17 protein-coding genes and 3 tRNA genes are annotated in these 23,663 nt (G+C 43.3%); 3 read left to right on the top strand and 17 right to left on the bottom strand.

What is annotated here, in order from left to right:
* Positions 1-21: 21 nt before the first annotated feature.
* The 12 genes from AK823_RS09610 to AK823_RS09555 form a co-directional block, all read right to left on the bottom strand.
* Entirely contained in the window at positions 22-993 is a 972-nt protein-coding gene (locus AK823_RS09610) for a peptide ABC transporter ATP-binding protein (RefSeq protein WP_068328614.1), read from the bottom strand.
* On the bottom strand, positions 990-2,066 hold the full coding sequence (locus AK823_RS09605) for an ABC transporter ATP-binding protein (RefSeq protein ID WP_082785695.1): 1,077 nt from the start codon (positions 2,064-2,066) through the stop codon (positions 990-992). Before AK823_RS09605 ends, AK823_RS09610 begins: the two co-directional genes overlap by 4 nt.
* Positions 2,066-2,977, bottom strand: a complete 912-nt coding sequence (locus AK823_RS09600) for an ABC transporter permease subunit (RefSeq protein WP_068328611.1) — start codon at positions 2,975-2,977, stop codon at positions 2,066-2,068. The genes AK823_RS09605 and AK823_RS09600 overlap by 1 nt, the downstream gene beginning before the upstream one ends.
* A gap of 143 nt (positions 2,978-3,120) precedes the next feature.
* Positions 3,121-4,137, bottom strand: coding sequence for an ABC transporter permease subunit (locus AK823_RS09595; protein ID WP_068328608.1), 1,017 nt, complete (start codon positions 4,135-4,137; stop codon positions 3,121-3,123).
* Between the two features lie 202 nt (positions 4,138-4,339).
* Positions 4,340-5,980: an ABC transporter substrate-binding protein gene (locus AK823_RS09590; RefSeq protein WP_068328605.1), complete on the bottom strand. Its 1,641-nt coding sequence runs from the start codon at positions 5,978-5,980 to the stop codon at positions 4,340-4,342.
* 394 nt (positions 5,981-6,374) lie between these two features.
* On the bottom strand, positions 6,375-8,018 hold the full coding sequence (locus AK823_RS09585; RefSeq protein WP_068328602.1) for a GMC family oxidoreductase N-terminal domain-containing protein: 1,644 nt from the start codon (positions 8,016-8,018) through the stop codon (positions 6,375-6,377).
* Positions 8,019-8,240: 222 nt separating this feature from the next.
* Entirely contained in the window at positions 8,241-8,567 is a 327-nt protein-coding gene (locus AK823_RS09580; protein ID WP_068036766.1) for a DUF779 domain-containing protein, read from the bottom strand.
* A 40-nt stretch (positions 8,568-8,607) separates the two neighbouring features.
* Positions 8,608-9,627: an ethanolamine ammonia-lyase subunit EutC gene (gene eutC, locus AK823_RS09575; protein ID WP_082785694.1), complete on the bottom strand. Its 1,020-nt coding sequence runs from the start codon at positions 9,625-9,627 to the stop codon at positions 8,608-8,610.
* Between the two features lie 70 nt (positions 9,628-9,697).
* A complete protein-coding gene (locus AK823_RS09570; RefSeq protein WP_068328600.1) occupies positions 9,698-11,077 on the bottom strand; it encodes an ethanolamine ammonia-lyase subunit EutB in 1,380 nt (459 codons plus the stop codon).
* A 60-nt stretch (positions 11,078-11,137) separates the two neighbouring features.
* Positions 11,138-12,580 carry an ethanolamine permease gene (gene eat / locus AK823_RS09565; protein WP_068036760.1) on the bottom strand — a complete coding sequence of 481 codons (1,443 nt, stop codon included), beginning with the start codon at positions 12,578-12,580 and terminating at the stop codon, positions 11,138-11,140.
* 238 nt (positions 12,581-12,818) lie between these two features.
* Positions 12,819-13,847, bottom strand: a complete 1,029-nt coding sequence (gene adhP, locus AK823_RS09560; protein ID WP_203226470.1) for an alcohol dehydrogenase AdhP — start codon at positions 13,845-13,847, stop codon at positions 12,819-12,821.
* Between the two features lie 98 nt (positions 13,848-13,945).
* Positions 13,946-15,472 (bottom strand): aldehyde dehydrogenase family protein, encoded by a 1,527-nt coding sequence (locus tag AK823_RS09555; RefSeq protein WP_068328596.1) that lies wholly within the window; start codon positions 15,470-15,472, stop codon positions 13,946-13,948.
* A 454-nt stretch (positions 15,473-15,926) separates the two neighbouring features.
* On the opposite strand from AK823_RS09555, the gene AK823_RS09550 reads away from it, so the two are divergent.
* From AK823_RS09550 to AK823_RS09540, 3 genes are all read left to right on the top strand, one after another.
* A complete protein-coding gene (locus tag AK823_RS09550) occupies positions 15,927-17,840 on the top strand; it encodes an AAA family ATPase (RefSeq protein WP_068328593.1) in 1,914 nt (637 codons plus the stop codon).
* Positions 17,841-17,893: 53 nt separating this feature from the next.
* On the top strand, positions 17,894-19,075 hold the full coding sequence (locus tag AK823_RS09545; RefSeq protein ID WP_068328590.1) for a type I glyceraldehyde-3-phosphate dehydrogenase: 1,182 nt from the start codon (positions 17,894-17,896) through the stop codon (positions 19,073-19,075).
* A 62-nt stretch (positions 19,076-19,137) separates the two neighbouring features.
* A tRNA-Ser gene (locus tag AK823_RS09540) sits at positions 19,138-19,228 on the top strand.
* A gap of 131 nt (positions 19,229-19,359) precedes the next feature.
* Here the strand turns inward: AK823_RS09540 and AK823_RS09535 are convergent.
* The 5 genes from AK823_RS09535 to AK823_RS09515 all read right to left on the bottom strand — a co-directional run bounded on the left by AK823_RS09535 (position 19,360) and on the right by AK823_RS09515 (position 23,313).
* Positions 19,360-20,178, bottom strand: a complete 819-nt coding sequence (locus tag AK823_RS09535; protein ID WP_227514049.1) for a hypothetical protein — start codon at positions 20,176-20,178, stop codon at positions 19,360-19,362.
* A 457-nt stretch (positions 20,179-20,635) separates the two neighbouring features.
* A complete protein-coding gene (locus tag AK823_RS09530; RefSeq protein ID WP_068036744.1) occupies positions 20,636-20,965 on the bottom strand; it encodes a CopG family transcriptional regulator in 330 nt (109 codons plus the stop codon).
* Positions 20,966-21,197: 232 nt separating this feature from the next.
* Positions 21,198-21,273, bottom strand: a tRNA-Asn gene (locus AK823_RS09525).
* Between the two features lie 472 nt (positions 21,274-21,745).
* Positions 21,746-21,821: transfer RNA gene (locus tag AK823_RS09520), tRNA-Asn, on the bottom strand.
* 289 nt (positions 21,822-22,110) lie between these two features.
* Positions 22,111-23,313, bottom strand: coding sequence for a pyridoxal phosphate-dependent aminotransferase (locus tag AK823_RS09515; RefSeq protein WP_068328587.1), 1,203 nt, complete (start codon positions 23,311-23,313; stop codon positions 22,111-22,113).
* Positions 23,314-23,663 lie beyond the last annotated feature (350 nt).

Genomic DNA, 23,663 nt, shown 5'->3' with positions numbered 1-23,663 from the left:
GGGACTTGACCAATAGCTACTTTACCCATAAATCTCTTCCAGACGCAGACAAGAGACCAATCGACCTTCCCATTCTCGCAGCTTGGGCTCTATTTCGCTACACTTAGGCTTGGCATAAGGACAGCGTTTATGCAGCGCGCAGCCACTTGGTGGGTTAAGTGGACTTGGCAGCTCACCATGTAAGGTCAAGTCATTTTTATGGCCAGTCACAGTCGGTGCCGCTGCCAATAAGGCGATGGTGTAAGGATGTTTTGGGGCATTATAAATGGCTTCTTTAGGCCCGTGTTCGACCGCCTGACCTAAGTACATCACCATTACATCATCAGCGACATGGCGTACCACTGATAAGTTATGAGAGATAAAGACGTAAGCGGTATGGTATTCGTCCTGTAAATCCATAAATAAATTCAATACTTGCGCTTGAATCGAGACATCGAGCGCGGAGGTAGGTTCATCAGCAACCACAATCTTTGGATTGAGCATCATAGCGCGGGCAAGAGCAATTCTTTGACGCTGTCCACCTGAAAACATATGCGGATAACGGCCAGCATGTTCGGGACGCAGACCAACATGTCTCATCATCTCATTAATTTTGCTACGCTTTTCTTCTTTTGATAGCTTGGTATGAATATCTAAGGGTTCAGTCAATTGATAACCAATAGTATGGCGCGGGTTTAAACTGCCATAAGGGTTTTGGAATACCATCTGAATCTCGGTACGCAAATCTTTTAATGCTTTTCGGCTATAGCCAGTCGTCGCTTCATCGTTAATAAATAACTCACCGTCAGTAGGCTGTTCAATCAGTGTCAGCTGGCGGGCGAGAGTCGATTTACCGCAGCCTGATTCACCAACGACCGCAAGCGTCTTGCCAGCTTCAAGCTCAAACGAGATACCGTTTAAGGCCTTAACATAAGCTTTAGGTTTGCCCAAACCTTGTGATACTGGGTAATGCTTGTGTAGATCCACTGCTTTTAAGACCACTTTATTACTCATAACTGGGATTCCACAGTAGCAGTGTTAGCGATAGAAGGGCGAGAAGGTAAGTTTGGCAGGTCTGAGTGAATGCAACGCACGTTGCCATTAGGCGTCTCTAAAATGGGCGGTGGTACTTCACAAGCTGGCTCTTTATACGGACAACGCGGAGACAATAAGCAACCGCTCGGGCGATCATATTGACTTGGTACGACACCCGGTAAGCTATTGAGCCTATCTTGACCAATAGCCAGTTCGGGGATTGCTTGTAGCAATGCCTCGGTATAAGGGTGCGCAGGGTTTTGGAAAATCTCTGGTACGGTACTGGTTTCAACCACTTGTCCAGCATACATGACGACGACATCGCGTGAATTCTGCGCGACTAAACCTAAGTCATGGGTGATAAGCACCATTGCCATTTGTTTTTCGCGTTGTAGTCGGCTGAGCAAGTCCATGATTTGCGCTTGCACCGTGACATCAAGAGCGGTGGTTGGTTCATCAGCGATAAGTAATTTGGGCTCACAAGCAATCGCCATCGCAATCATGACCCGCTGGCTCATACCGCCTGACAGCTGATGCGGATAGACCTTAAGTCGGTTTTTGGCGTCGGGCATCTCAACCAATTCTAATAGCTCTAAGATACGCGTTTGGACTGCTGAACCGCGCAGACCAAGATGCTTGCGTAGTACTTCACCCAGTTGCATCTCAACTGTAAAACTTGGATTTAGACAAGACATCGCATTTTGAAAAATCATCGAGATATCTTTGCCTATAATGCCGCGTTTTTCTTTAGCTCGCATACTCAGCATGTCTTTATTATCAAACATCACTCGCTTAGCACGAACCGTTGCAGAGGGCGGCAACAGTCCCATTAAGGCCATCATAGTGACGGACTTTCCTGAACCAGATTCACCGACGACTGCCACAACTTCGCCTTGCCTAATCGTTAACGACACATCATCTACTGCGCGAAAAGCACGCGCCCCTTCACCAAAGGTTACCGAGAGATTTTTGATATCTAATAATAACGGCGTGTTATTTACCGATTGACGCGCTGAATTTACTACAGAAGCATTATTTAAAATTTCAGTCATTAGGTTACCTGCTTCAATTTAGGATCTAGAGCATCGCGTAGGCCATCACCAGTTAGGTTAATTGATAATGCAGCTAAGAAAATAGCGACACCCGGCCAAATAGCTAGCCAAACATTACTCTGAATATATTGACGCGCCGTACCTAACATCGCGCCCCATTCAGCATCTGGCGGTTGTACACCAAAGCCTAGGAAACCAATCGCGCCTGCTTCTAAAATGGCAGAAGAGAAAATCATCGTCGCTTGTACGATGAGCGGGGCCATACAGTTAGGTAAAATGGTTACGAACAATAAGCGGAATACGCCAGCACCCATCACTTGTGAGGCAACAAAATACTCACGTTGTAGCTCTACCATTGCGGTGGCACGTGTCAGGCGAATAAAAGGCGGTGTACAGACCAAGGCTATGGTAATAATCGTATTGGTCATAGAAGGGCCTAAGATAGCCGCGATAATGATAGCCAATAGCAAGCTAGGATAGGACATCAAAATATCATTGACCAGCATGACAGCCTTGCCCCAAACCTTTGGCCAAAACGCGGCGCTAAGTCCTAATGAAACACCGGCCAACATAGCAAGGGTAGTGGCGCTTAGACCAATAAACAATGAGTAACGCGCGCCATACATTACCCGAGACAAAGTATCTCGACCTGCATCATCAGTACCAAGCCAAAACATAGTATCGCCACCACTCAGAAATGCTGGTGGCAATTGCTCTTGGCCGGTGAATAATTCATAAGGGTCATGAGGCGCAATGGCGGGCGCAAGTATGGCAATAATGACCATCAATGCCAGTACAATAAAACCAAGTACGGCGCCTTTATTTCGGCAGAACGTCGATAAAAATAGCTGCCAAGACGAGGGTGGCGTGGCTGCCAGATTGATATCAGAGGGGAGAACAGAAGGCTTCATGAGCAATTCCTGTAGTGGCTAGCGCTTCGACAGTGTTTAGAGGCTCATTCCTAAAAAAGTACTAAGAATTTGCTAAAAATTTCTCTAAACCATGCAAGCGCTAGTCGTCACTATTTGTAATATGATTATTTATCAATGTTAAATTAAGAAGTATGTCGAATACGTGGATTGATAAGACCATACAAAATATCGATAAATAAACTAACCAAAATCAAGGCAGTGGCTACCAGTAAAATACCGTTTTGCACAATAGGATAATCACGAGTAAAAAACCCATCGAGTAGCCAATTACCAACGCCTGGCCAACTAAAGATAGTCTCAGTGATAATAGCGCCAGCAAGCAAGGTCGCCATCTGCAAACCAACAACAGTGACTACTGTGATTAAAGCATTGCGCATAACGTGTACTAATATCACTCGGCGCGGCGATAAGCCTTTGGCTCGTGCCGTACGCACATAGTCCTCGTCTAACACCTCAAGCATTGCAGAGCGTGTCATGCGTGCAATCATCGCTAATGGAATAGTCGATAAGGCAATAGAAGGTAAGATAAAGTGCTTTACCACATCCCAAAATGCGCCAGGTTCTCCTGACGTCAGAGAACCCAATAACCACGAGCCGTATAAGGGCTTAACATCTAAAAATTGCGCGACAGATATCACTCCAGCGACTGGTAACAGGCCTAAATAGTGGGCGAATATACCGGTTAGGATAGGTCCCAATAGATATATGGGCATAGAGTATCCTGCCAGCGCCCCTGACATTAAGGTGTAATCAATCCAAGTACCACGTCGCAGCGCAGCAAAGATACCTAAGCTAACACCAATGACACTGGCAATGACAATGGCGCATACCGCCAGCTCTAAGGTTGGTACAAAATGGGCAAAGAAGTCTTGTAGTACTGGGGTACGTGTACGAAAGGATTGTCCAAAATCACCGGTCAAGATACCGGTCAAATAATCCCAATATTGGACGATGAGTGGTTTGTCTAATCCAAGTCTTTCTAGTGCACGGGCATGTAGCTCTGGATCGACCATACGCTCACCCATCATAATCTCGACGGCATCTCCAGGTACGAGACGAATTAGGGTAAAGGTCGATAGCGTTAGGCCAAGATAGACGGGAATTAGAATAGCAATTCGACGCAGAATATACAGTAGCATGGGCTGCTCAATAGTTGAGGGTCAATAGTTATAGATCGATGATTAGCGTATTAGCAGTGCTGAGACTGTCCGTGACAATATGTTTGGCAATGTGTTTAGCAAAGCGCTTAACTCATACAAATACGGCTGGAGCAGAGAGTCTGATCCAGCCGAATACAAATTAAATAACAGTGCATGTCGTACCGGACTTAATTAGCCAAGGTTATTCAACCTTCACACCATCAAAGCGTATTGAACCTAGTGGACTAATTTTATAATCGACAACGTTTGGTGCCGTGAATACGGTTACCACCGAATGTGCCATCGTTGTCCAAGGCAGTTGCTCTTTGAATATCTGCTGAGCTTGTACATAATCACTGACGCGATCATCTTGATTGGTAATTTGACGGGCATTGGTCACTAAACTGTCAAAGTCCTTATTACACCAGCGCGAGTAGTTGTTACCACCGACAGCATCACAAGATAATAGGGTACCAAGCCAGTTATCTGGGTCCCCATTGTCACCGGTCCAACCAGCTAGAATAACATCGTGCTCACCTTTAGCAGCGCGATTCAGGTACTCGCCCCATTCATAAGTGACAAGCTTGGTATCGACGCCAATCTTTGCCCAATCTGCTTGCAGCATTTCTGCCATTAGCTTGGCATTAGGGTTATACGGCCGTTGAACAGGCATATACCATAGGTCGATTTCAAGATTGTCAGCACCGGCTTCTTTCATAAGCGCTTTTGCTTTTTCAACGTCATAAGGAGCGTCTTTAAGCGACTCGTCATAACCCCACTGTGTTGGCGGCATAGGATTGGTCGCTTTAAGCCCTTCGCTCTGATAAACCGCGTTAATAATAGCGTCTTTGTTGATGGCCATATCTAAAGCTTGGCGCACTTTCAGGTCGCTAAGCTTTGGTTTTTCTACGTTGTAGCCCACATAGCCTACGTTGAAGCCAGGCTGATCAAGGACTGTGGCTTTACCAGATTTTTTGACAGAATCAATTTCGGCAGGTTTTGGATAGGCTGACACATGGCATTCGCCGGCTTGAACTTTTTGGGCGCGAACTGCTGAGTCTTTGGTGATGACAAACACTAGATTGTCGATATGAATATCGTCTTTGTTCCAATAGTCTGGGTTTTTGGTATAACGAATTTGCGCGTCTTTTTGATAGGAGGTAAAGACGAAAGGTCCGGTACCAACTGGTTTGGTATTAATATCAGCCGCATTATCCGCAGCCATTAGCTGATCTGCGTACTCAGCAGAATTGATGTAAGCAAAGGCCATTGCTAGGTTCTGTAAAAACGGCGCGTTGGTTTCGCTGAGGGTGATTTTTACCGTATAGTCGTCGACCTTTTCGATATCAGAGATGATATCAGGCAATCCCATGCCGACCGAATATGGGAACTCAGCAGGATAAGCTTTATTAAATTCAAAGTCTGGGTTGGTGATACGTTCTAGCGTAAAGACGACGTCATCAGCGTTAAAGTCGCGGGTTGGGGTAAAGTAGTCTGTTTTACCAAATTTGACCCCTTTACGTAGATTAAAGGTATAGGTCTTACCATCTTCGCTAATATCCCAGCTTTCAGCCAGCCCTGGTTGAATCTCAGTACCCGCTCTTTTAAATTCTACTAAGCCGTTATAGATGGGGTAGGCGCTGGCATCAAAGTCAGTACCAGAAGTGTACTGTGCTGGATCGAAACCAGCGGGGCTGCCTTCTGAGCAGTAAAGTAATGTTTTAGCCGCTTTGGCGTCTGAGCTGGCAGCAGAATCATCAGTGGTTTTGTTGTCGCCGCTACAAGCGCTTATACTCAAGACAACCGTAGCCAACATCGTAAGTTTGAAGAGTGATTTTTGCATTGTTACATCCTATGTAAACGATAAGTCATTGCCAATAAATATACAGATCCGTGTTCGAACCATGAACACAATTGGCAAGCTCTTAATTCCCTTTAAAGTATTTATTAATATAGTATTTTTAATATGCAATGCAGAACAGTAGTTATGTTTTACCCACTCTGAATCAAGTCTGCAAAAAATACAAATATAAATAAGTCGTTTGAATATACTCTGTTAAATGGCTACAACGCAAGATATCTGTAAACTAAATTCAACAAAAATATCACGTCTTAACGTTGTTAATTAAGTGGAAGTGACTGAATGAAGAGAGCTATTTAACTACTCTCTTCGTAATATGATACATATCAGAGCTAGTGATATAGCCTTTAACTTTCAGCCATTAAATTTCGGTGATTTAGGATGAAACTGATTTGACATGATCATGTTTGTCTTTAATCATATCGGCTAACTTCTCAGCGATCATAATAGTTGGCGCATTGGTATTGCCGCTGATTAAAGTTGGCATGATTGACGCATCGATTACCCGTAATCCGCTTACACCGCGCACCTTCAATTCCAAATCCACTACGGAGCTGTCATCTGAGCCCATTCGGCAGGTACCAACAGGATGATAGATGGTATCAGATCTATTTTTAATATAGCCAAGCATGCCGTCTTTTTCGAGATAAGGAGCAGGGTAGTCTTCGGTGATATATTTGGCGATTGGTGCTTCTTGCATGATTGCTCGGGTACGTTCTGCTCCTGTAACCATGTACTCAATATCTTTGGGATGAGAGAGATAGTTTGGATCAATCAACACTGGATCAGAGGGATTGGCAGAATCAAGGCGGACAGTACCGCGACTTTCAGGACGCAGGTAGCAAGCATGACATGAGATAGCGTAGCCACGTTTGATATCGCGGCCGTGATTGACTACTCGAGATATCACAAAGTGTAGCTGAGTATTTGGCCATTCTTGCGGGTCATCGCCAACACTAAAAAAAGCACCAGCTTCAGCATAATTGGTGGACAGCAGACCTGTGCCATCCTTTCTCCATTGTGAAAGAGCTTTGAAGAAGTTTCTACCACCAGCCATGCCGACTCCAAATACATCGGTGGTATTGACCTCGTAGTCAAACACCACATCCAAATGATCTTGTAAGTTGCCGCCTACTTCTGGTGAATCTACTACAACATCAATACCATGCGCTTGCAAATGCTCGGCTGGACCAATACCCGATAGCATGAGTACTTTAGGTGAGCCAAAAGCGCCACCTGATAAAATGACTTCATGACGAGCCATAACGGTATGTTCAACACTATCTTTTTCGTAGACGATGCCCACCGCTTGATTATCTTCGATTAAGACACGGTTGGCTTGAGCGTGAGTAACAATAGTAAGGTTAGGCCGACTTTCGACTGGGTGTAGATAAGCGGCAGCGGCAGAGCAGCGTTGACCTTGTTTTTCACCATGAAAATGAGTGACTTGGTACAGGCCTACGCCGTCTTGTTTTGTTCCGTTGAAGTCTTGATTGTGAGCCAGTCCATTGGCAACACCTGCTTCTACAAATGCTTTTGAGATATCACGTGGGCTGAGTAAGTCGCTGACATGGAGCGGCCCGTTATCGCCATGTAGATCATCGCCACCATGGACGTTATTTTCGGCCTTGATAAAATAAGGCAAGACATCATCGAATCCCCATCCAGTACAACCTTGTTCTACCCAGCGCTCATAATCTAGAGCACTGCCGCGCGTATAAATCATAGCATTAATAGCGGATGAGCCACCCAAACACTGTCCGCGAGGTTGAAAGCCGCGACGGTTATTTAAATGAGTTTGAGGGGTGGTATGAAAGCACCAGTTGTTTAACTTGAGCGGTTTGCCAGGGACAAGAAGAATAAGCCCAGCAGGTACGCGAATAGTAAGGTCTTTGCCATCACCGCCATACTCTAACAAGCAAACACTAATGTCTGGGTTTTCCGTAAGTCGGCTGGCAAGTACGCAGCCCGCTGAACCGCCACCAACGATGACGTAATCAAACTTTGTATCAAATTCCATTTCTTATTCCTTGTAGCATCCATGCCAATTAAACATTGGTCGTCCATTACAATAACTATTATTTTATCAGAATAAATAAATAAAAATGACTAAGGCGTATCGATTGGTCAATACGCCTTTAAGGAAAGGAAGGTTTGATGAATCAAGTTAACAAAATAGATTTTCGAGATGGAATATGTCTGTTATTTTGAGCTGTGATATTTGTCTTTTAAAGTGATTTGCCTATACTTCACATATTTCTGAGCGCACGATAAAGCGTTTGCCCTCTGGTATCTCAAGTGAAAAACTCGCACCGCGACCGTCTACCACATCGATAGTTAGATCGGTATGCTGCCATAGTTTATATTGTGCTTTACCCATATAAAATGGACAGCCAGCCAGCTCACCGATCAACACATCTTGACCGCCAACTTTAAATTCACCTAACGGATAACACATCGGTGAGCTGCCATCGCAGCAGCCGCCAGATTGATGGAACATCAGGTCACCGTGCTTAGATTTTAATAGTTCGATTAATTCTTTACAGGATTCTGTAGCTTCAAGTTTCATGTCGGACTCCTTGTCATGACAATAATTTATGCAATTTATTTTATAGCAGTTTTATCGCTGGCTGACTTTGATCTAGGGTTGGTAGCTCTTGCTCATCTTTTAAATCAACACCAGATAATTTAAGTTCACAAGATTTTTTCATTAGCGCTAATAGTCGATTTGCTGCCATTTTGACAGGCAGTCCAGCGGCTCGCACATTAGAGATACAGTTGCGCATGGCATCATGGCTTTCAGCATGCGCGTCCCAAGTGTAATAAATACCTAAACTGTCAGGGGAGCTAAGACCGGGCCGCTCACCAATAAGCATTACCAGCATTTTGGCATTGAGACGTTCAGCAACTTTATCGCCTAAAGCCACACGGCTGCCAGTAGCAATGACCAAGGGCGCGATGCTCCAGCCTTGCTCTTTGAATAACGGAATAAGCTCTGCTACAAGCTTGGGCCCATTTTCTTCTAGCGCTCGTGCCGATAGACCATCTCCCATCACGATGATGACATCATAAGATTTATCTGTACCAGATTGTTCTAAAAAGTGCTCTAGTTTTTCAGAGGAGTCACTGTTTAATAGCCTTCCCCAATCTGGACGTTTAAGATAGTCAGATTTGTTTTCTGCCTGACTCATCACTTTGAATAGCTCCCAAACCTCATCTGATTGCTCTAGAGATTGTTCGTCACTTTTTTCTAAATTTTCTGTCGCAGCCTCTGTGTCCATATCTTTAAAAATAAGATGGCATTGTGTAGACAAATCATCAACCAAGCGTTCGATATCCAAATCTTGTAATACCGCATCTTTGGCTTCAGCGTGATCAAGCTGAAACTTTAATAAAGCTTTGGTAGGAATACTACAGCCAACTCGTCCTAAAGCGATTCTAGAATCTGTATATTCTTTTAGTTTCTGCCAAGGATCTAGATGAACCAATTCATTTTGCTTAGCAGCGTCGGATTTGCTAGCTTTAAATTCGCCAGTTTTAGAATCATCAGATCCAGAGAGACTGCCATTAACTGGTAGCTTGTCATTGTTAACGTTTGACTGCTGAATTTGCGAATCATTAGTAGGCATGTGCTCCTCCTTTATAGTTTAGAGCCATAGTTCACAACTGCTATATCTCATAAATCTAGTTTTATCATTCTCACATAATTCCAGAAAGTAGAGAGGATGGTTTATCTGACCATTGGATACTGTTTTGCGTTTGAGTATAAATGCCGTTTTCACTGAGCCAATGCGCAAACTCAGGGGCAGGGGTCAGTCCAAGCAGCTGCCTAACGTAGAGTGCATCATGGAATGAGGTGGTTTGATAATTGAGCATGACATCATCGGAGCCTGGAATACCCATAATAAAGTTGATTCCAGCGGTCGCAAGCAAGGTCAATAAGGTATCCATATCATCTTGATCGGCATCGGCGTGATTGGTATAGCAAATATCACAGCCCATAGGTACGCCAAGTAGCTTGCCACAGAAATGATCTTCTAAGCCGGCGCGAATGATTTGTTTGCCATCAAACAGATATTCAGGGCCAATAAATCCAACGACCGTATTTACTAACAGTGGGTTAAATTCTCTAGCCACTGCATAAGCTCTTGCTTCAAGCGTTTGTTGATCGACATCGAAGTGTGCATTGCTTGACAGCGCGCTGCCTTGTCCAGTTTCAAAGTACATAACATTTTGCCCGACCGTACCACGATTTAGGCTGAGCCCCGCTTCATAGCCTTCTCTCAATAGCGCTAAATCTATACCAAAGCTAGTATTGGCTTTTTCGCTGCCGGTAATTGACTGAAAGACTAAGTCAACGGGTACTTTTTTCTCAATCAATTGGATAGCGGAGGTTATGTGAGTTAATACACAAGATTGAGTGGGAATTTGATATTCAGATATCACATGGTCTAGCAGCTTTAGTAATTCTGATAAATTTTGTAGATTGTCAGTGGCGGGATTGATGCCAATCACAGCATCCCCATTGCCATACATTAAGCCATCGATAATACTGGCAGAAATGCCCAGCATGTCATCAGTAGGGTGATTGGGCTGTAAGCGCGTAGATAAGCAACCATCAAGACCGATAGTGTTACGAAACTTAGTAACGACTTGGCATTTCTTTGCTACTAAAATTAGGTCTTGTACGCGCATTATTTTGCTAACGGCAGCTACCATCTCTGGGGTAAAGGCATATTTTAATTGGGCTATTTCATCCCTTGTAGCAGATTCTCCTAATAGCCAGTTTCTTAAATCACCAACGGTAAAGCTAGATATTTTAGCGAAGGCTTGTTTATCATGTTGTGCCATAATCAGCCGAGTTACTTCATCGTCTTCATAGGGGATAGTAATATCATCCAAAAAGTCGATTAATAAACAATCCGCTAAAGCCATTTGCGCGGCTACGCGTTCAGTGGCATCAGAGGCTGCAACCCCAGCCAACTCATCACCCGATCGTCGTGGTGATGCTTTAGCAAGTAACACCTTTAAACTCTCAAATTGGTAGGTTTTCTGTCCTACAGTATGTTGATAAGCCATTTTGTTCACCTTCTATCTATCAATTTTATAGGCTATAAAATATAAGCTCTATAAACATCATTAGCTCAAATCATCTGACGCGGCTCTAATTTCAGCGAACTCTTCTTCTGGCGTACCACTCACTAAGTGATGACGGCTAAATATGACAAAGTAGAGAATAAATACGACATAAATCCCCGCTGCCATAAACCAAACTTTAGGATCTACCATCAGTCCTGCGATTACGGCAAGAGAAGCAAGCACAAGCGCTATACCTGAAGTCATGATACCGCCCGGTGTCTTATAAGGGCGTGGCAGGTCAGGACGAGATAAACGCAGCTTAATATGCGAGGCCATCATCAATACATATGAGATAGTCGCACCGAATACCGCCATAAGAATAAGAAGATCTCCTTCGCCAGTAAGCGATAACAAAAAACCTATAATCCCAGGGACAATTAGAGCCAAATAAGGCGCTTTATTGCTATTAGTTAGCGATAGTTTTTTGGGTAAATAACCCGCACGCGATAAGGCGAAAATCTGCCGAGAGTAGGCATAAATGATGGAAAAGAAGCTGGCGATAAGACCTGCGAGACCAACGAAGTTTACAAAACTTGCCAACCACGTATTTTCACCGTATACGGCAATTAGGGCATCAACCAAAGGCGCCCCTGAATCTTTTAAGGTATCTGCACCCGCAGCACCTGGTCCTAAGAATAAAATAAGCAGCGCGAATGACGCTAAAATTAGCATAGAACCGATTAATCCACGCGGCAATGACTTAGCAGGATCTTTAGCTTCTTCAGCCGCTAGAGGAACACCTTCAACCGCTAAAAAGAACCAAATTGCATAAGGAACGGCAGCCCAAATCCCGATATACCCAAAGGGTAGAAACGGACTTGCTCCCGCTTGTGTACCGACGGCAATATCAAATAAATTTTTACTATCAAAATGCGGAAACATCGACACAATAAATACGACCAGGGCAATACAGGCAACAGCGGTAATGCCAAACATAATCTTTAATGCTTCGCCTGCGCCTTTTAAGTGAATAGCTATAAAGACGATATAACATGTTAAATATACGATCCAGCCCCCGATACCGAACAATGACTCGCAGTATGAGCCAATGAACACTGCGATAGCGGCTGGTGCGATAGCATATTCAATCAAAATCGCAGTACCAGTTAAATACCCTCCCAAAGGACCAAAAGCGGTACGGGCGAAACTATATCCGCCGCCTGCTGTAGGCAACATGGTGGACATCTCTGACATTGATAAACACATACATAGATACATGAGAGCTACGGCTATCAAGGCGACGAACATACCGCCCCAACCACCTTGTGCTAGGCCAAAGTTCCAACCAGCAAAGTCTCCAGAGATGACATAGGCGACGCCAAGACCTATTAATAAAACCCAACCAACCGCGCCTTCTTTAAGTTGACGTTTGGCGAAATAATCTTTTTCAGCTTGAGTGCTGCCAGAGACCGCGCTCTTTTGATCGTTAGGCGTGCTTGTCATGTTATTCCCCTACATAAAGGCTATGAATAGACTAAGGGTACTGCTAACTTATACTGTAAATAACTCATTATTAAAAAATTATTAATAACTGACATCTGAGAATAAAAAGGTCGTATCCCTTCAACTCAAATTGCTAGTAATGCATGGTTGAAGGGATACGACCTGTTGTTTATGACGAAAAGTGCCAATCACTGAGACAGTTTCAAAAACATCAAAATGTCTCAAAAAATTGAAATGGCTACATGGAGTAGTCAATCACAATGCGACCCTCGATTTTACCTTGGCGCATACGTTCAAGAATGTCATTGATATTCTCAAGCGGCTCAGCGGCAACGGTTGCTTTCACCTTGCCTTCTGCTGCCATCTCTAGCGATTCTTGCAAGTCAAGACGTGTACCCACGATTGAACCGCGAATAGTAATACCGTTCAGAACTGTGTCAAAGATAGATACAGGAAAATCACCAGTAGGCAGACCATTACAAACCAAAGTACCACCGCGTCGTAACATAGTTAAGGCTTGATCAAATGCCTTAGAGGATACGGCAGTCACGAGCACTCCATGAGCGCCACCGATCTCTTTTTGTAGATACTCACCAGGGTCGGTGTTTTTGGCATTAACAGTGACGGTCGCACCCAGTTTTTTGGCAAACTCAAGCTTCTCATCATCAATATCCACAGCGGCAACATTCAAGCCCATGGCAATGGCGTACTGTACCGCCATGTGACCAAGTCCGCCGATACCTGAAATGACAACCCAATCGCCTGGCTTGGTGTCGGTCATTTTAAGACCTTTATACACCGTGACACCTGCACATAAAACTGGTGCAATCTCAACAGAGTCAACGCCCTCAGGAATGATGCCCACATAGTTGGCATCTGCTAGAACATATTCTGCAAAACTGCCGTTTACTGAGTAGCCAGAGTTTTTTTGACGTAGACATAAAGTCTCCCAGCCGCCCAAACAATGGGTACAGTGACCACAGGCAGAGTAAAGCCAAGGCACACCGACTCGGTCGCCTTCTTTGACATGATGTACGTTTTCGCCAACGGCGGTTATAAGGCCTACGCCTTCGTGTCCGGGGATAAATGGTGGGCTAGGTTTGACTGGCCAATCTCCTTCAACCGCATGCAAATCGGTATGACAGACACCTGATGCTTGCATTTTGACAACGATTTGACCAGCACCGGGGGTCGGAATGTCCACTTCTTCAATTTGTAAAGGTTGTCCGAACTCATGTAAAACAGCAGCTTTCATTTTATTACTCACGTTGCAACTCCTTATCATCGTTCTTTACTTTAAAATACTCAGCGAGCATTAAGTTCGCACTTTACGGTTTTTGCCATAAAGTGCTTTGAGAGGTAGATTTAAAAGAAGCCCATCGCTTTAGGACTATAAGATACCAGCATGTTTTTGGTTTGTTGATAATGATCTAGCATCATTAGATGGTTTTCACGGCCGATACCAGACTGCTTATAACCGCCAAACGCTGAATGCGCAGGATAGAGGTGATAACAATTCGTCCAAACGCGACCGGCTTTAATGCCACGACCGAAACGATAAGCGCGAGTGCCGTTACGCGTCCATACGCCAGCACCAAGACCGTATAAGGTATCATTGGCGAGCGCCATCGCTTCTTCATCGTCTTTAAAGGTAGTAACGGCAAGCACAGGACCAAAGATTTCTTCTTGGAACACGCGCATATCATTGGTGCCTTCAAAGATGGTTGGTTGTACATAATAACCGTTTGCCATTTCACCATCATGTTTGGCGAGTTCACCACCGACAAGGACTTTCGCGCCTTCTTTTTTACCAATATCGAGATAAGATAGGATTTTTTCTAACTGATCTGAGCTGGCTTGAGCACCGATCATAGTATCAGTATCGAGTGGATTGCCCATTTTGATGGCTTTAACGCGCGCGATACAACGCTTCATAAATTCATCATAGATGCTTTCGTGCACGAGGGCGCGTGATGGGCAAGTACAGACTTCGCCTTGGTTTAGCGCAAACATGACCAAACCTTCAACTGCCTTGTCTAAGAAGTCATCATCTTCATCCATGATATCGGCAAAGAAGATGTTTGGACTTTTTCCACCCAGCTCTAGAGTCACCGGAATGATATTTTCACTGGCATATTGCATAATGAGGCGACCAGTGGTGGTCTCACCAGTAAAGGACACTTTATCAATACGTGGGTTAGAAGCGATTGGTTTACCAGCTTCAACACCAAAGCCGTTAATGACATTCAGTACGCCTTTAGGCAGAATGTCCGCTGCGCCTATTAAGTCAAGCATATATAAAACAGAAGCAGGGGTTTGCTCGGCTGGCTTGAGGACGACACAGTTACCCGCTGCAAGAGCAGGGGCAATTTTCCAGATTGCCATTAGAATAGGGAAGTTCCAAGGAATGATTTGACCCACGACGCCAAGTGGTTCATGAAAATGATAAGCGACTGTATCTTCATCAATTTGGCTGATGCCGCCTTCTTGTGCGCGGATAACGCCAGCAAAGTAACGCAAATGGTCGATGGCGATTGGAATATCAGCGGCGAGGGTTTCACGTACAGGTTTACCGTTTTCATAGCTCTCGGCGATAGCGATTGCCTCTAAATTGGCCTCGATACCGTCGGCAAGTTTGAGCAACATATTAGAGCGTTCAGTAACACTGCTTTTGCCCCACGCATCTTTGGCGGCATGAGCGGCATCTAGCGCAGCTTCGACATCCGCTTCTTTTGAGCGTGCGACTTGGCAGATAGACTTACCATCGATAGGACTTGTATTATCAAAGTATTCACCATCAGCTGGTGCAACCCACTCACCGTTGATAAAGTTGTCATATTTTTTGCGGAATTGGACGGGACTGTTTTCAGTATTGGGATAGGCGTATAACATTAACGACTCCTTGTTGTATTATTTGAGATAGATCACATGAAAGTTTATTTATTGTTTTATAAAATGCTATAAAAAATATATGCTTACGTGTTTAATAGCCAATCTTCCTGATTAACTACTCACCCTATCGTACTGAGCTTTGACACAGAGTTATAATGACTTTTTATAATGATATATTTCGCATCGCATAACTTTAAGTTATATAAGATGATTGAGTTAAAGTAGTTCGCAAAGCTGATGCAGCTGTTATAATTGTTGCCAAATACTCTAAGCTGCTACAGTCAAAGCATTTGTACAATTTTAAGGCGCTCATCTTGCTTGATTTATCCAATGTACTATTTGCGCTGAATTGCCTTGTACCAATTTTTAACTGCTTCGACTATCAATGCATAGAGGGCGACTTTGTTCTCTTCTACTTTTTTCTTATTACTATTAACTTAATTGGTTTGGATATATGCGTCAATCTTCTGCTCTTGATATCTTAAAAACAGGTCAAAATGTATTTTTGACAGGCTCAGCAGGTTCAGGTAAGACTTATACTCTCAATCAATATATCAATTATTTGCGTGCGCGCCGTGTGCCAGTCGCTGTCACTGCAAGTACCGGTATCGCGGCCACACACATGAACGGCACAACTATTCATAGCTGGTCGGGCATCGGTATTAAAGATGAGCTAACTGATCGTGATTTAACCAATTTATCACGCAAACAATTTTTAGCGGACAGGTTGAAAGACACTGCTGTTCTAATTATTGATGAGATATCGATGTTGCATGCCAAGCAGATCAATTTGGTCAGCCAAGTGCTTAAGCATGTGCGCAAAAATGACAAGGCATTTGGTGGTATTCAGGTCGTTGTCGCTGGAGACTTTTTTCAGCTACCGCCAATTGGCAGTAAGGGCGAGAGTAACCGTGAGAAGTTCGCTTTTATGTCGGAGGCTTGGCTTGATGCCAAGTTTCATATTTGCTATCTGTCTGAGCAACATCGGCAAGTGAGCGAGGCAGCTAATGGCGGGCTTGATTTAGACGATATTCTTAACCAAATCCGTCGCCAAGAAGTCACTTTTGAAGCGATTGCTGCGTTAGAAGCTACCTTTGATCAAAACGTCGATATCAAGCGTACACGTCTGTACACGCACAATCTCAACGTCAATAAAATCAATGACAAAGAACTGGCAGCGTTAGATGGCGAGATGATGCGTTTTGAGTCCACGGTGACTGGCGATAGTAAACTGGTTGAGACACTCAAAAAGACGGTGCGTACTCAAGATGAGCTCATTCTCAAAGTTGGCGCAAAAGTGATGTTTATCAAAAACAATACCGAGCTTGGCGTCTCTAATGGCACGATGGGTGAGTTGATAGGCTTTGCGGCAGTAAAGGTCGATGACAGCAAAGACAATAGTGACCCTTTAATTGAAGAAGACGGCAGTACGGACAGTGATACAGATACTGCCAAAAACAAAAGCAAAGATAAAGAGAAGCCCAAAGCTAAAAAGCTAACGACGCAGAAAATGCCAGTGGTTAGGCTTAATTCAGGACGTGAAGTCATCGCTGAGCCTGAAGAGTGGATAATCGAAGATGAGACTGGAGACGTGCTAGCAAGTTATTTGCAAGTACCATTATGCTTAGCTTGGGCGATTACCATTCATAAGTCGCAAGGCATGACCCTTGATGCTGCGGAAATTGACTTGTCACGTACTTTTGAGCTGGGACAAGGTTATGTGGCGTTATCACGGCTTAAGTCGCTGGCGGGTTTGCAGCTGCTGGGTATGAATGATATGAGCTTGCAACTTGATCCACTGGCACGCGGGGCCGACAAACGCTTTTTGGTGCTGTCCGATGAAGCTGATGCCAACTATGCAATGCTTGATGAAGAAAGCATGAAGCAGGCGCATGAAAAGTTTGTTTTGAAAGCAGGCGGTACACTGAGTCAGTCAGTCATTGACGCGTATACAAGTCTACAAAAGAAACGCCGCGAACAGGTACAGGCGCAGCAAGATAAGAAACAAAAACTGGGCAATCAAGTCTCTGATAAATCGGAAAGCACCTTGTTAGCGACGCGGCTGCTCTTAGAAGAAAGCTTATCTATCGCTGATATAGCACAGACGCGTGAGCTTGCGCAGTCAACGATTATGCGCCACATTAGTGATCTCAAACGCCAAGACCCAAGCCTTGCCTGTGATCATCTGCGTCCTGATGACGAAGTAATGATGGCAGTAGGTAATGCCTATGTGGCGATTAAAGTCGCCAATAATCCGAATGATTTTAACGATAATGGTAGTGTGAAAATCAAGCCTATTTACGAGAGTCTTAAACAAAGTGTTGATTACAATACTATTCGTTTGGCGCTGATTTTTATTACACCGTAGGCTTGCAATCTTGCTCCCTATATTATCCCCTACTTTTATAGCGATACCTTGTTATGCCTGATTTTTCTAGTGCCAACTATCGACTCACGTCAGATCCTGCAGTAGCAGCGGTGTTTCATGCTACCAGTGAGCACACGCAGCCACTAAGAGTCGCTATTAATGGTTTTGGACGTATAGGGCGTAATGTACTGCGCGCACTGCTAGAGCGTTTTGAGGTGCTTGGACGAGCGATTCATGTAGTGGCTATTAATGACTTGGCATCCCCCGATATTTTATTGCACCTATTAAAGTTTGATAGCACTCATGGTCGATTGAGCCGTCTTGGCGTTAGTGCGGACATAGTAGAAGGCTTGGCCGACGAATATAGTGAAACTCAGCTATGCTTAACTAAAAACAATCATACTTACTGTATACGCATGCTCTCAGAGCCAGATCCTAAGCAGCTACCATGGCAGACGCTTGGAATCGATGTGGTCTTAGAGTGTACGGGACATTTTCGCTCTTATGAGCAAGCACATTTGCATATCGAAGCTGGGGCACAACAAGTTATTATTGGAGCTGCGCCCTTTGATGATGTCGACGCTTGTATTGTCATGGGCGTAAATACTGAGTCGCTAACGTGCAAGCTACCGATTATTTCTAGCGTCTCTTGTACTACGCAGGCATTAGTACCGCTGATTGATACGCTTGATAAAGCATTTGGTGTAGAGTCGGCGATGATGACAGAGATACATTCGGTCACCGCTGATCAGACAGTACTTGATCAGGCTCACCGAGACCCAAGACGAGCGCGTGCTTCTGGCTATAATATTATTCCTACGACTTCTAGTAGTATCGCAGCCACGGAACGCGTGTTGCCAGCAATGGTAGGGAAGATTAATGGTCATTCTATTCGAGTACCAACCATTGATGTTGCAGCGATTGATGTGACCTTTGTATTTAATGCGCCAGATGTTAGCGTGGATAACATGCGAGAAGTGCTTAAATCTGCCAGCCAAGCGCATTTGCTCGATATTATGGCCTATACCGATGAACCTCTAGTATCAAGTGACTTTATTCATCAGCCTGAGTCACTCATCATTGATGGTCAGCAGCTTATGCAAATAGGTAATCAATATAAGGTTTTTGCTTGGTATGATAATGAGTGGGGCTATGCGAATAGGCTTCTTGATATGTGTTTGCACCTAGCTTCTAGTAAGCAAGAAATAAGTAAAAAACGTCCAGCGGTAAAATAATTCAAGTTTTTTGAAATATGCGCTTGCATTCTCATTTCATATCGCTATAATGATGCACAAATGGAGACGTGGCAGAGCGGTTGAATGCACCGGTCTTGAAAACCGACAAGGGTTCATAGCCCTTCGAGAGTTCGAATCTCTCCGTCTCCGCCAAATTCAAAAAGCCCCAATCAATAACTGATTGGGGCTTTTTTATGGCTATTTTTTATAGAATTATAAGCCAAATAACTTACAATATATCTAGCAGTAAAACATTTAATTAGCCTTAATATGAATTAAACAGTCTACTTCGCAAGCGCGTTTACAAACTTAATATTCTGTCCATCCGTCAGAGTTAGCGTACCTTCACTAATTTCTATTGTCACATCTTGTGCATTTCTAATCGCACGCATGACATTGATATCCTCAATACTACTCTCAATGATTATTTTGCCAGATTGCTCCGGCTCGATTGGCGATTTGAACTGCGTTAACGGCACATTAAATTTTTTGCCTTTTGTCAGCTTTGCGTCTTTCATTAGCAGTGTTCCTTGAAAGCTCTTAATAGCCACTGTGCCATGATTAGACAGCATAAACTGTAGCTTCACCTGATTTAAGCTATCGCTATCGCTGGTCTTGACTGGTAGTAGGGCGACAGGATAAGTTAAGGCATGAATAGCGCCTTTCTGTTGATTTATAACAACAGGGCTTTTTTTACCAGTTGGATTGTTAGGATGCAGGCGCTCGTACTCGCGTTGTTGTACTAGCGCTTGCTTAATCGTTATGCGTGGCATCGCTCCAGACTCGTAGGCACCGCTAAGCTTCATTCGTAGCATGTAGCGGCTAAGCAGCTGTCTATCACCCTCAGGTAGCTGCTCAAAGGTATCTCCTAGCTTTGTCTGCCATTGATCAGAGTTAGTTGGTATGGTCTGCTTACTGGGATCAGTCTGCGGCTTTGAGCAGCCACTTACTAAAGGTAATGCTCCTAGGCACAAGACAAGCAATGCAGTTGTGCTCATACGCTGGTAAGAGTATTGAGCACGAATTTTATGCGAGGTATTAGAGCGATGTGCCAAAGCGTGCGTGCTCGCTACCAATCGTTTCTTCAAAAAATTTACCATCATCTACCTCCTTGTTGTTTTCTAATAGACTCTCTAATTATTATATAGTGGCAGGGTTAAATCTATTTTGCCTATTAGGATTGAATCGGCCTTACTGCAACTCACTTCAATTGCAATATACCGTATTTTGATGAGTAGTATTATGAGTCATCGTTGGCTGTTATGTTAAATTATGCTTAACATTAAAGTTTTATATGATAGAAAGAGAAGCTTTATATAATAAAAAAGAAGGATTTATACGATTAACAATAGAGTAGAGATAGACTAGGGATAAAGAATAGTTGCGAAAAGTAGTAAGGTAAATAATAAAGTAGGTTGTTGAAAATAAGGTACGCAAAATACAACCATAAAAAAGCTAGCAGATAAGTGCGTTTAAGCAACCTAGCTGCTAGCTTTTTTTATCTATCTCTTAGAACATTAGTACCAATAACTAATAACTAATCCAGTACGTAGGCCAGATCTAGTCGTTATTTTGTAATTCAGTCAACGGATGCGTGATGTTATTATTGTGAGTGACCACAATTGCTTCATCAATGATACGTTGGCTGACACCGCGCTTACGCAAGGTCTCAATAAAAACTTCATCATGTGCTAAGGTATAGTCTTGATGATCACGGTCAAGCCCTTGGCGAATGTACAAGCGAATCAGCCCTTGAATGCGTTTAAATCCAAGCTCCGATGAAGTTGCCTCTAGCAGCTCAATCATCTCCTCAGAGAGGCGAATACTGATCGGGCGCATGATTTTTTGCGGATGATCAGAGAACTTATTTTTTATGCGTACAGGTATCATAATAAACCATTACTTTTAGTGACTAAAAACAAAGAACAAGAATAATAGTAGCTATTCATCTGCAATTGACGCTCACAGTAGTTACTTATAAATATTTTAGATAGCCGTTATAGATCAACAGTTATCAATACTACTTACCATACAACAAAACCACTGCAAAGAACACTACAGAGGCAAAAACAATAACCATAAAAAAGCCTTCATCAATAGTAGATGAAGGCTTTTCAATATATGGCTCCCCAACCTGGGCTCGAACCAGGGACACACGGATTAACAGTCCGTTGCTCTACCAACTGAGCTATTGGGGAATAAGCTGTGATAACGGCAAACCTGCTGAACGTGTCTGACATAGCAAGCACTAAGCTCGTTTGCGTTATGTGGGGCACATTTTAGCCAAGTAGCTGTAGCCTGTCAACCAAATAAATCACTAATCATCAGTTATTGATGATAATTTTTGATTTAACGATGTTTAGTGCTAATTGTGCTGCATATTTGACCATTATTTGTCGTTTTTTCAAGCTATTTTGGTTGGAAGTAAGAGTTTGATTTAAGCAAAGACAGATAAGATGGTTAATGCAGGTGAAAACTTGAGTAATAGCCAAGCTGCGATTGTTTTTGATTAAGTTTTTTCTAGTCAAATTATTTAGGGCTAACTATCTAAGGTTAATCGTAGAGTTGCGCATATAGCACCCATAAAAAAACCCTCATCAAATCGACGAGGGTTTTGGCAAATGCCATAATTGAATTAATAATAATTCAAAGTAGTTTACTACTAAAATTTGGCTCTCCAACCTGGGCTCGAACCAGGGACACACGGATTAACAGTCCGTTGCTCTACCAACTGAGCTATTGGAGAATAAGCTGTAAGTGTTTAACTTCTTACAACGAGACTTAGAAGGCTCTAACGAGTTCTTGCTAAGTGGGGCGTATTCTAGCAAAAATAAAAGATACGTCAAGCTTTTTTCGCATTTTCTACAAAAATTATATTTTTCTGTGCTTACAAATCCCGTTATAAGCGTATTTTTGAAGTTGAAAAATTTAAGAAATATATGAAAAAAGACACCTACGATAGATATCATAGACGTCTTTTTTAGTTTAAAACTTACTATTAAGTCAGCTATTTTTAAACGAGTTTCTACTAAAACTTACTCAGTAACATCAAGGTCTGCAACCGCTTTTTCAATACGTGATAGGGCATCTTTTAAAGTAGCTTCATCAGTGGCATATGAGATACGCATGTAGCCACCAAGACCAAATGCATCACCAGGGACGACCGCGACACCGACTTTTTCCAATAACCATTCTGAGAATTCAGTACAAGACGAGAGACCAGCCGCTTTAATCAATGGCACGACATTAGGATAGACATAGAATGCGCCATCAGGACGCAGACAAGTAATGCCTTTAATCGCATTTAAGCCATCGACGACGAGGTCACAACGCTTCTCGAAAGCTTCGACCATAGGCGTCAATACGCTTTGGTCACCGCTGATAGCCGCTTCGGCAGCGACTTGACTGATCGATGCTGGGCATGAGGTTGATTGTGATTGTACTTTTTTCATTGCGCCGATTAATTTAGCAGGGCCACCTGCATAACCAATACGCCAACCAGTCATCGCATACGCTTTTGATACGCCATTTAAAATAATCGCACGCTCTTTTAGCTCAGGTGCGGCATTTAAGATGTTGTAGAACTTATCACCTGTCCAGCGAATGTGCTCATACATATCATCTGAGACTACATAAACTTGTAGATGCTTTTTGAGCACCTCAGCGATGGCTTTTAGCTCATCTAAGGTATAAATCATGCCCGTTGGGTTAGAGGGGCTATTCAGCACCAACAATTTGGTTTTGTCAGTGATGGCCGCTTCTAACTGTTCGGCAGTGATTTTAAAGTCTTGCTCAGCTGGACACTTCACAATGACTGGCACACCTTCAGCGATGATAACCATGTCAGGATAGCTGACCCAATACGGTGCTGGAATGATGACTTCATCACCTGGATTGATAAAAGCTTGCGCAAGGTTAAAGAATGACTGCTTGCCACCGACCGATACCAAAATCTCATTAGGCTCATAGCTGAGGTCATTATCACGCTTGAACTTCTCAATAATGGCTTTTTTAAGCTCTGGGGTGCCATCGACAGCGGTGTACTTAGTAAAACCTTCGTTAATCGCTTGAATTGCTGCTTGTTTTACGTGTTCTGGGGTATCAAAGTCAGGCTCGCCTGCGCCCAAACCAATGATGTCTTTACCAGACGCTTTTAGCTCTTTGGCTTTATTAGTAATAGCTAGGGTAGGTGATGGTTTAATGTTGTTGACGCGGTCAGACAGTTGCAATTCGCTCATGAGAGCTCCTTTTTAGCGGGGAGTAAAAGTTGGGTAATCAAGGCTAATTATATAGCGTTATTAGTTATCGTTAGTACGGGGTAAAAACTGGAAGGCTGGGTTGAATATAAATCCATGAAGGCCTTTATATTAACTTTAATAAGTTCATTCTTGGCATTGTAGCATGCTGATATTGCGCTGTCTTAATTGGCAATAGGGCATTGCTGTGGCTAGTGTAAGAAAGAAAGTTGGTTCTAAACAACAACATTTATAAGAAACATCTTGCGAAGTTACAACAGTAATTATCAGTCCTTATACTATAATTATTTAACTGCCTATTATTTAGTTTTATTAAATGAATTAGAAGTTTC

Origin of the sequence: Psychrobacter sp. P2G3 (assembly GCF_001593285.1) — a bacterium.
Taxonomy (GTDB): Bacteria; Pseudomonadota; Gammaproteobacteria; order Pseudomonadales; family Moraxellaceae; genus Psychrobacter.
This window is presented reverse-complemented; position numbering and strand designations above follow the sequence as displayed.